The organism is Candidatus Eisenbacteria bacterium (genome assembly GCA_005893305.1).
Lineage (GTDB): Bacteria > Eisenbacteria > RBG-16-71-46 > SZUA-252 > SZUA-252 > WS-9.
In genome coordinates, this window is the sequence record VBOZ01000034.1 from 3,015 (window position 1) to 13,850 (window position 10,836).

A 10,836-nucleotide genomic window follows, 5' to 3' on the forward strand; every position below is an offset into this window, starting at 1 on the left:
CAAGCCGAACCCATCTCTCCCCAGGTTCAACCCCCGTCCGATCACCGCCCAGACCAACCCGCCCACCGTCTTCATCAACTGCGGACCCGGCCTAATCCCAAGCTGCACCCCCTACCTGGATATCGACACGCTCTGTGACGGGGCCCCGTTCAAGGTCAGCTGGTACGGTCGGGATACCGACGGGGTCGTGACGCGCTATCGATTCGACGTGGGTACCTACAACAGCCCGCTCTCGACGGACTCCGTCGCGTATTTCAACGACCCTTCCCACCCTGGCTCGGTTTCTCTCTCCAGCGGCCTCTACACGTTGTCCGTGAGCGCGATCGACAACGCGAACGCGGTCGGCAGGAATTCGATCCAGTTCGTGATCAACCGCGATCCCGAGACGTGGTTCTTGCCCAAAGGACAGCCGATCGGTCACTACATTCAGCACATCAAGAACGGAGACCCGGTCCTCATCGAGAGCACCTTCGCCCCCGGGGACACGGTCCCATATCGAGCTACCGTGTGGTGGGAGTGGGACGGCGAGGACGTTGGGGATGGGCCACTGCCTAAGGACAGTCAGTCATTGGCCCTCGTCGCCCCGACCATTGTGAAACGAAACCGCTGGAGCCGAACGGCCGCCTGACCGGCTGGTCCTTTGTCCTTACGGGCACCCGTAATGGAGACAATCCCTACATCATCGGATTCCTCGACACGTTGACCGTCGGCCCGCCGCTCCTCCGCTTCAACAGCAACAAGCCGCGCGAGTTGGAAGCGGCCGGCTTTACAACCCTGATTCTGGACTCATTGGACGCGGGCAAGGACATGATTGCCCGGGTTGCCTCCCGGGATGGCTCGAACCGTGCCGACGGAACACAGGCTACATTCCGGTTCAATTGCAATTTCCCGCCCCATATCACGGGCCTTTCGGTGACGGATACGCTCGCGAACCCGGACGGCATTCGGGACTCAACGGGAACTCTTGTCAACGAGCCGTGCAAGTACATCGCCTGGACTTCGGAAGACTACGAAGACGGGCTGGCCACGTTCGCGGACGTAAAGCTGGACGACTCGCTGACAAAGCAAACCGAAAAGCAAGTTCAGAGCCTCATAGTCGCAAACCGGGTGTTCCGGGCGCTATCGAGCGGCCCCAACCACACCGTGAAGGTGCGGGTCAAGGATCGCGCCCAGATCCAGTCCCAGCCGCCGGTCGCGGACATTACATTCACATTCAACTTGCCGGCCCCGAGTCCATGATGTTGTCTTGCGAGGAAGGAGTAACCAGCTGATGCAACGCCGCGCCGCTTCACTCATCGTTTCTCTCCTTCTCGCCGTGGGAATCGGCCACTTGGTCGGCTGCTCCAACTCCGTGAAGCCCCCTCACAGGCCTCCGCCACTGGACCCCGAGACCGAGCTGACCTACGCGCCGGTCGAGAACGACACGACCACGTTCCGGGTCCGCTTCTACTGGAACGGGTATGACCGGGACGGCGAGGTCGTCCGCTTCTATTTCGCGGTCGACGCGGATTCCCTGAAGCCCATCCCCGAGTGGCGGAGCACGACCGCGAAGGACACGACGTTCCTGTTCCTCGTCGACCCGGTCAAGGAGATCAGGGGTCACGTCTTCATGATCTCGGCGGTCGACGACAAGGGCGCGTACGACAAGACCCCGGCCCGGCGGTTCTTCTCGGCGAAGTCGATCCCACCGTTCTCTCAGATCGAGAAGGGCCCCGCGGCGTTCAATCCGCAGGTGGGACCGAACTTCACATTTGAGTGGTCGGGGATCGATCCCGACGGAAGCGAGACCGGCGGAAAGGCGCCCGTCGATTCGTTCGAGTATCTGCTCTTGCTCGTCGGGTCATTCTCGTCACCGGGGCATCAGCCCCTGCCGCAATATGATCAGGCGGTCTACGTCAGCCTGATCAACCAGGCGACAGGCCCGACGCTCCAGCCGCCGTACGATGACTGGGCCTGGGTCGGGATCCGAGGGCTCAAGAACCGGTTCCGAAACGCCACGCCGGGAGAGTACGTCTTCGCGGAGCGGGCAGTGGATCTTGCGGGGGCCACGGAGAAGAATCTCCGGTTTATCACTAACATCCGGCACTTCTCGGTCAGCACCAAGAATCCGGGACCGAAGCTTAGCGTCTCCAGCAGCGTCTTGACGTTGCCTCTCGCGCCGACCTCCGGGCCTGACGACGCGCCCCGAAAGGCGCTTCAGATCTTCGAGGGCGAAACGATCAGCTTCTCCTGGACCGCCGATGCGTCTGCGTACGGCGGCGAGATCGTTGGGTATACGTACGCCCTCGACGATACGAGCAGCTTCCCGGGACTGGACCTGCTCCGGACCGGGGCAACGTTCGCGCCGTCCCGACTGCTTCCGGGCAATCATTTCCTCTATGTCCGCGTGGTCGACGACGGAGGCCTCGTCACGAACGCCGTGATCCCGATCCAGATCGTGCACCCCGCGTTCAAGGATCCCGGTGCCCAGCGATCGATCTTGTACGTGGATGACTCCCTCGCTCCAGGCGCCACACCTCAACGCGTGGGCAACTTCCCCGACGATGTCACTGAAAGCAACTGGTGGACGCTCGATCTCTTGCCCACCGTAAAGCTGGGGGGTACCCCGGTCCCCACTCTCGAATGGGACACGCTCGCGAAGGGTGCCGGAGACGTGGAGGGGAGGAAGCCTCCCGAGCCGAAGGATTTGGCGAGTTTCACCACGGTGATCTGGAACGTCGATTTCAACAACGGGGGAGCGATCAACACCGGCAACGGCCTCTGGAAGACGCTCGTCGGCGGAAGCTATAGCGAGCTGGGGGGCTACCTGCGCGCGGGTGGAACGCTCATCCTCACCGGATTCAATATCGGTGGCAACACGTGTCGGCCGACAACGACGCTTTATTCGAACGTGAACCGTGGAATCTGCTTCGCGCTGGATCCGGGTAGCGACGCCGTAAAGCTCAGTTATTTCCCGCGGCTTTTCATGGGTGTGGATGGCGCGATCCTGAACAATGACGGCCTCCGCGCCATCGGCGCGAGAGACTTTATCTCCGCCTACCCGACCGCCGCGGGAATCGCGGCCGGATACGATACGGCGCAGGTCGATCGAGGCCCGCTCAATAGCGGTGCCAAATGGATCACATACCCGGGGTCCGGGGATCCCAACACCAATTCGTCTCCCGGCCTGCCCTCGGTGGACGGGTGGATCATGGCGCGGAACTTCGGATGTGAGGACCAACCGGCCGCGGTGTTCCGGCCGGAGAATCCCAACCTGCCGATCGCCCAGGTGATCTACACGTACCATGGCGCACGCATCGGGGTCACCGAGCAGGGCGGCCCATCTCCACGAGAGGGCAGGGTCGTGGGAATCATGACCCAGGCGCACGGTCTCGGGACGACCGCCGGTACCGGCACGTTCAATCCCAACGGCTCGCTTGGAAGAATGGTGCACCTCGCCTTCCCGCTCTATTTCTTGAGAGACGCGGATGCCCAGAGAATCATTCAAACAGCATTCGCGTACGTGAACGCTTCGCCGACGCTGCCGTAGCTCCGCGCGTTTAGGGATCGGCACGGGTTTCCCCCCGCGCCGATCCCGATCGATCGCTGGGTTCCCCCGTCGGGTCGTAGCTCACCTGAGGAGGGGGCAACGGTCGATGCTGCGTCGCTCTGCTCCGGTCCTCGTGGCGCTCCTCGCGGTCTTGGGAGGTGGGTACCTCCTGGGCTGCTCCAGCTCCGTGAAGCCGCCTCCCAAGCCCGCGGCTCTCGATCCCGAGACCGAGCTGACCTACGCGCCGATCGAGAACGATACGACCACGTTCCGGGTCCGCTTCTACTGGAACGGGTATGACCGGGACGGCGAGGTCGTCCGCTTCTATTTCGCGGTCGACGCGGATTCGTTGAAGCCGATCCCCGAGTGGCGCAGCACGACCGCGAACGACACGACGTTCCTGTTCCTCGTCGACCCGGTCAAGGAGATCAGGGGCCACGTCTTCATGATCTCGGCGGTCGACGACAAGGGCGCGTACGACAAGACCCCGGCCCGGCGATACTTCTCCGCGAAGTCGATCCCGCCGACCTCACAGATCGAGAGGGGCCCCGCTTGCTTCAATCCGCCGGTAGGCCCGAACTTCACATTTGAGTGGTCGGGGATCGATCCCGACGGGGGCGAGACCGGCGGAAAGGCGCCCGTCGATTCGTTCGAGTACCTGCTCCTCCTCCTCGGGACCGTCGCGGACAAGGTAACGCCGCCGACCCACGACCCGTTGCCTACGTTCGACCAGAATTACTACGTCAACATCATCAACCAGGCGACCGGCAGGACCCTTCCATCGCGGCCCCGCCCGGATTCGCACGACGACTGGGCGTGGGTTGGAATCCGGGGGCTCAGGAACCGATTCCGAAACGCCACGCCGGGAGAGTACGTCTTCGCCGAGCGGGCGGTGGACCTGGCGGGGGCCTCGGAGAAGAATCTGAAGAATTGCACGAACATCCGGCACTTCTCGGTCAGCACCAAGAATCCGGGGCCCAGCCTGATCATCTTCAGCAGCGTCTTCGTCACGCCCCTCGCGCCGACCTCGGGGCCGGACGATGCGCCCCGAAAGTCGCTCCAGATCTTCGAGGGCGAGACCATCAGCTTCTCCTGGTTCGCGACCGGTGCCTCCTACGGCGGCGAGGTCATCGGATACACGTATGCTCTCGATGACACCAGCAGCTTCCCGGGGTTTGATCCGCTCCGGACCGGGGTCACGTTTTCCCCGTCCCAGCTGGCTCAGGGCAATCATTTCCTCTACGTCCGCACGATCGACGACGGAGGCCTCGTCACGAACGCGGTGATCCCGATCCAGATCGTGCATCCGTCGTTCAGGGATCCGGGAGCGGAGCGGGCGATCCTGTACGTCGACGACTCCCTCGCCCCGGGCAGCACGCCCGCCCGCATCGGGAGCTTCCCGAGCGATCTCGAGGAATCGGACTGGTGGACGCTGGGCCTCTTGCACACGGTGAAGATCGGGGGTCTCCCGGTTCCTGTCACGGAGTGGGACACGTTCCAAGCCGGGGCGGCAAACGCGGAGGGGAGGAAGCCGCCCGAGCCGAAGCATCTGGCGAACTACACGACGGTGATCTGGAACGTGGATTTCAACAATGGAGAGGCGTCTCCGACCGGCCTCTGGAAAACGCTGGTCGGGGGAAGCTATAGCGAGCTGTCGGGGTACTTGCGCGCGGGCGGAACGCTCATCCTCACCGGATTCACCCTTTCATCCAACACCTGCGACCCGAAGACAACGCTCTTTACCAACCTGAGTCGTGGAATCTGCTTCACGCAGGCGCCCGGTACCCCCGAGTACAACTTCTCCTATTTCCCGAGGGTCTTCATGGGCGTCGACGGCGCAATCTCGAACGGCGCCGGCCTCCGCACGCTCGGCGCGAGGGACTTCATCGCCGCCTATCCGACGGCGGCGGGAATCGCGGCTGGATACGATACGGCGCAAGTCGATCGCGGTCCGCTGGGGAGCGACGCCAAGTGGGTCACCTACCCGGGAACGGGAGAGCTGAACTCCAATTCCTCACCGGGATTGCCGCAGGTGGACGGGTGGATCATGGCGCGCAATTTCGGCTGCGAGGTCCAGTCCGGCGCCGTGTTCCGGCCGGAAAATCCGTCCCGGCAGATCGCGCAGGTGATCTACACCTACCATGGCGCGCGCGTCGGGCTCTACGAAGAGAGCGGCGTATCCCCGAGGGAGGGCAGGGTCGTCGGGATTCAGGCCCAGGCGCACGGCCTGGGGACGACGGCCGGGGCCGGCACGTTCAACCCCAACGGCTCGATTGGAAGAACCGTGTACCTCGGGTTCCCGCTCTACTTCCTGCGGGATGCGGACGCGCAGAGAATCATTCAAACGGCGTTCGCGTACGTGAACGCCTCGCCGACGCTGCCATGAAGCGATTCGGGGTGGGTGCGCTCGCGCCCCGCGCGCTCCTGCTCCTGCTGGCTCTGGGAGCCACGCAGCTGATCGGCTGCTCGAAGAACTCGGTGAAGCCTTCCGCCATCGCCACCGACCCCGAGACGGTGCTGACGTTGGCGCCGATCGAGAACGACACGACGTCGTTCCGGGTCCACTTCTACTGGAACGGGTATGACCGGGACGGCACGGTCGTTCGCTACCACTTCGCGGTCGACGCCGACACGGCCCAGGCCATTCCCGATTGGCGCACCACGACCTCGAAGGACACGACGTTCCTCTTCCTCGTCGACCCGATCTTGGAAATTCGGCGCCACGCGTTCATGGTCTCCGCTGTCGACGACAAAGGCCGATACGACAAGACCCCCGCCCGGCGCTTCTTCTCGGCCAAGTCAATCCCGCCGACCTCGCAGATCGAGAAAGGGCCTTCCGCCTACAATCCACTCGTCGGTCCCAACTTCACCTTCGGGTGGTCCGGGATCGATCCGGACGGGAGCGAGACCGGCGGCAGCGCACCGGTCGATTCGTTCGAATACCTGCTGCTCCAAGTCGGCGCCGTCGCGGACACCGCGATTCCTCCGACCCACGACCCCCTGCCGTTCTACACCCAGGACCGCTACGTCAATCTCGTCAACACGGCGACCGGCCGGGCGCTCCCGCCGCCGTACGACGATTGGAAATGGGTGGGAATCCGGGGGCTCCAGAACCGGTTCCGGAGCGCCATCCCGGGCGATTACGTGTTCGCCGAGCGGGCCGTCGACCTGTCGGGAGCGACGGAGAAGAATCTCCAGTTCGCCCGGAACATCCGCCACTTCACGGTCAGCACGCAGAATCCCGGGCCGGTGCTGACGGTCTGCAGCAGCGTTCTGGTTCATTGCCTCCCGTCGGCCTCGGGTCCCGTCGATTTTCCGCGAATGGCGCTCCAGATCTTCGAGGGCGAGACGATCAGCTTCTCCTGGAACGCCACCGCGGATGCCTACGGAGGCGAGATCGTCGGGTACACCTACGCCCTGGACGACACCACGACGTTTCCGGGACTGGACCTGCTCCGGACCGGGGCGACGCTCTCCCCGTCTCAGCTCGCGCCGGGGACGCACTCCCTCTACGTCCGCGCGGTCGACGACGGGGGCCTCGTCACGAACGCGGCGATCACGATCCGGATCGTCCACCCCGCGTTCAAGGATCCCGCCGCCGAGCGATCGATCCTCTACGTCGATGATTCGCTCTCCCCCGGGAACACGGCGACTCGGGTGGGGAGCTACCCCTCCGACCAGGAGGAGACCGACTGGTGGACGCTGAGCGTCCTGACCACCCTTGGCGTGCCGATTACCGAATGGGATACCTACCTCAGGGGTCTTGCCACCTACGAGGGAAGGCAGCCGCCGGAGCCGAATGATCTCGCCTCCTATACGACCGTCGTCTGGAACGTGGACATGAACAACGGGATCGCGACGCCGACCGGGCTCTGGAAGACCCTCGTGGGCGGCACGTACAGCGCGCTGGCGGGCTATCTGCGCGCGGGGGGGACGGTGATCCTGACCGGCTTCTCCATTCCGAGCAACACGTGCGACCCGAGGACGACGCTCACCTCCCACGCGAGCCGGGGCATCTGCCTCGCGTTCGATCCGGCTTCTCCCAATTTCAACGAGACCGCGTACAACCTCTCCTACTTCCCGCGGATCTTCATGGGGGTCGACGGCGCGCTCGCGAACGCGGAGGCATTGCGCACCCTCGGCGCGAGGGACTTCATCGCGGCCTATCCGACCGCCGCCGGGATCGCGGCCGGCTACGACACGGCGCAAGTCGATCGAGGTCCGCTCGGGAGCGGAGCCAAGTGGATCACCTACCCAGGCTCAGGGGACCCCAATACCAATTCCTCTCCGGGTCTGGGCCAGGTGGACGGACTGGTCATGGCCAGCAACTTCGGATGCGAGCTGAACCCCGCGGCCGTGTTCCGGCCGGAGAATCCTTCCCAGCCGATCGCGGAGGTCATCTACACCTACCACGGCGCGAACATCGGGACGAACGAGGAGGGCGGACCGTCGCCGCGGGAGGGCAAGGTCGTGGGGATTCAGACCCAGGCCCATGGTCCCGGGTCGACGGGTCCCGGCTCGTTCGATCCGAACGGCTCCCTGGGAAGGATGGTCCACTTCACCTTCCCGCTCTATTTCCTGAGGGACGCGGACGCGCTGCGGATCGTGCAGCGGGCATTCGCCTACGTGAACGCCTCGCCGACGCTGCCATAGGCCGGCGCCGAAATCGCACCACAAAGAAGAGGCCGCAGGGCGGGAAACCCTGCGGCCTCGGTTGTTGCCGAACTAGATGGTGCCTACTTGTTCAGCACCAGCTTGATCGCGTCGGAGCCGTCGGTCTTGCTGACGCCCGACATCTTCGCGTAGTAGACGCCCGAAGCCGCCATGCCGCCGGTGTTCGTGCGGCCATCCCACGTCACTTCCTGCGTTCCAACATCGAAGTGACGGCTGGCAACGGTCCGAATCAACGCGCCCTGCACGTTGTAGAGGCGGAGCGCGTAGTTACCCGGCTTCCTCACCGCGAACTTGATCTTGGTGATCGGGTTGAACGGGTTCGGCGAGTTTCCGAGCATCGCGACCGGAGCCGGCGAGGCCGAATTCGTCAGCCTGAGGTAGCCGAAGCCCTGGAACTTACGCCCGACCCGGTTCGAGTACGCGTTTACCTTGATCGGGACGATGTCGCCCGTCAGGCCAAGCGCGACAATGCGGTCAGCGACATCACGGAAAGGCCAGATGCACGTGATCCGCAGTGAATCCGGAGCCGTGTGGGTATTGCTCTGGATACAGTAGGAGAACGGAGAACCCCCGTCCGGGTAGTTAGGCGTTCCTGGAACTCCACCCGGGTCGTCCGGCGGAACAATGGTACCCATCAACGTCGGGCTGACGAATCCCGTATTCCGCATCCTCATGCCGTCGCCGCCAGTGTTCGAGAACCTGCACACGTAACCGGCCGCCCTCGTCTCCGGCGGATAGTTGAGGACCGTCTGGAAGGTCTCGGTCGTCTGGTCGTTGATATCAATAACCGGCGGGACGAGCGCGACGCCCATCGCCAGCGGAAGCAGGCAGCTGTTGAGCGGGTTGCCGCGCCAAATGTTCACGCCGGCACCCGTCGCCTGCGTCACGAACATGAAGTAGCTGTACGGCACGAAGCCGTCGGCCACGCTCGTATGGTTGAGGACATTCGAGACGTCGGGATCCGAATCTGCCCGATTGTCGACCTGAATCTCGCACTTGCCCTGTGTCGCCAGGTTTATCTTCCAGACGTTCGTGGGAGACACCGGGTCCTCGGCGGCGGGGGCGTCGTAGAAGAGATCCGAGCCATCGGCCGAGTAGCTGGGGTTGTTGTGCGAGATGGATGCGAAATTGCGCTCCGCGAGCCGATTGTATCCCGGATCGCTGGGGGCAAGCGCGATGTCGATAATCTGGATGGTCCTGGGACCGAACTGGTTCGTCGAGTACGCGATCTCGTGGCCGTTCGGGGCCCAGGTCGGATCGGTTTCAGCCTTGACCTCGTTAAACGTGCGGCGCACCGGAGTGGTGGCGGTTCCAGCTACGACATCCACGTCGGTGGTGTATACGTCGTAGGAGCCGGCCACGTTCGAGTCGAACGCCAGCGTGTACCCGCTCGGGGACCAGTGCGGGTGACGAGGTTGCCCCGCCGTGGTCACGAGGATCGGCGAGCCGATCTTCGTCTCGGCGCCGTTGCCGGCCCCGTAGTCGAAATCGTTCCCGTCGTTGACCTTGAATTCCTGGACGTAGATCGCCTGGTTCCCGCCGTTCGCGTCCGTCTGGGTATAGGCGAGGAAGCGCCCGTCCGAGCTCCAGTTCGGATCGAAGTACGAGGTGTGGTTGGCGGGGTCGTCCAGCATCTTCGCCATAGCGCTCTGCTGGAAGTTCGGGAGCGAGGAGTCGAAGTTCAGGATCATGAAAATGGAGCGGGTGCCCTCGAACCCCTGAGCCGGGCTACGCGATGAGAACGTGAGCCAAAGCTCGATCAGCTTATTCCCGTCGGTGATCGTCGACATGATTCCGTCGGCATCGATATGACGGAGGGCCGGTTGCTCGTTTCCGGTGCTGAGATTGTTGCCGTTCGTGACGCGGGCAAACGGGCCGCGGACGTCCGCATACCCCTGAGCCGGCAGGAGCGCCGCGGCGAGCGCCAAGATTCCGATGACGCCTAGTAATTTCTTCATCCCATTCATCTCCTCTCTACGCAGGTAAAAGCGAGAAGACACCCCCAGAGGATAAGGTAGACGACACTAAGAGCCCAATCACCTCCTTACGGGATCGTGATTCGAATCGAGCTAAAGCGATGTTAGTTCTCGCAATCGGGAAAGCAAGCCCCGCTTTTTTACTCGGTTGAGTATACAGGGGATACGGGCCGGGTGTCAAGCGATTTTTGGAACTTCCGGGCCGTGGCGTTGTTCAAAAATGCCTTGACAGATCAGCACTTGGAACCTAGTCTGCGCTCAGATCGGCACCGGGGCTGTTCCACGGTCTCTGGCCGGTCCGGCAGGGTTCTTCCACCAGGCCTTTGCTGCGCGGTACCCCCCCTGGCAGAACAACATAAACGTAGCGGCGGGCCGCCGGGGCCGTCGCCGTGGCGAGGGAGGCTGATGTTCGTCAAGTATTTTACCTCCAAACACTTGGCTATGTCAACCCTTTTGGGCATGCTGGCGCTTCCGGCCGGGGCCCACGCGCAATCGAAGTATCCGGTCAGCCCGAAGGGGGTCCAGGGCTACTACCGCCAAGCCAACGCCGCGAACAGAAACAACGTCAATAACGCGACGGCCACGTTCGTGTTCATCGTATGGAATGGCGCGAGCGCAGAGAGCGACACCGTTTGCGCCACTGTAATAAGGACCCCC

General features: G+C 63.5%; 6 protein-coding genes and 1 pseudogene (1 of these 7 cut by a window edge). 6 read left to right on the forward strand and 1 reads right to left on the reverse strand.

Annotated features, from left to right (window positions below):
* The 6 genes and pseudogenes from E6K79_11115 to E6K79_11140 all read left to right on the forward strand — a co-directional run.
* Positions 1-138, forward strand: a pseudogene (locus E6K79_11115) (hypothetical protein); it begins 405 nt to the left of the window's first position.
* 49 nt (positions 139-187) lie between these two features.
* On the forward strand, positions 188-628 hold the full coding sequence (locus E6K79_11120) for a hypothetical protein (GenBank protein TMQ62958.1): 441 nt from the start codon (positions 188-190) through the stop codon (positions 626-628).
* 71 nt (positions 629-699) lie between these two features.
* Positions 700-1,239, forward strand: a complete 540-nt coding sequence (locus tag E6K79_11125; protein TMQ62959.1) for a hypothetical protein — start codon at positions 700-702, stop codon at positions 1,237-1,239.
* 31 nt (positions 1,240-1,270) lie between these two features.
* On the forward strand, positions 1,271-3,529 hold the full coding sequence (locus E6K79_11130; GenBank protein TMQ62960.1) for a hypothetical protein: 2,259 nt from the start codon (positions 1,271-1,273) through the stop codon (positions 3,527-3,529).
* Between the two features lie 106 nt (positions 3,530-3,635).
* The gene (locus E6K79_11135) at positions 3,636-5,915 is read left to right on the forward strand and encodes a hypothetical protein (protein ID TMQ62961.1); all 2,280 of its coding nucleotides are present in this window, start codon (positions 3,636-3,638) and stop codon (positions 5,913-5,915) included.
* Positions 5,912-8,182, forward strand: coding sequence for a hypothetical protein (locus E6K79_11140; GenBank protein ID TMQ62962.1), 2,271 nt, complete (start codon positions 5,912-5,914; stop codon positions 8,180-8,182). Before E6K79_11135 ends, E6K79_11140 begins: the two co-directional genes overlap by 4 nt.
* Before the next feature lie 83 nt (positions 8,183-8,265).
* Here E6K79_11140 and E6K79_11145 read toward each other — a convergent pair whose 3' ends face one another.
* Positions 8,266-10,170, reverse strand: coding sequence for a hypothetical protein (locus E6K79_11145; protein ID TMQ62963.1), 1,905 nt, complete (start codon positions 10,168-10,170; stop codon positions 8,266-8,268).
* Positions 10,171-10,836 lie beyond the last annotated feature (666 nt).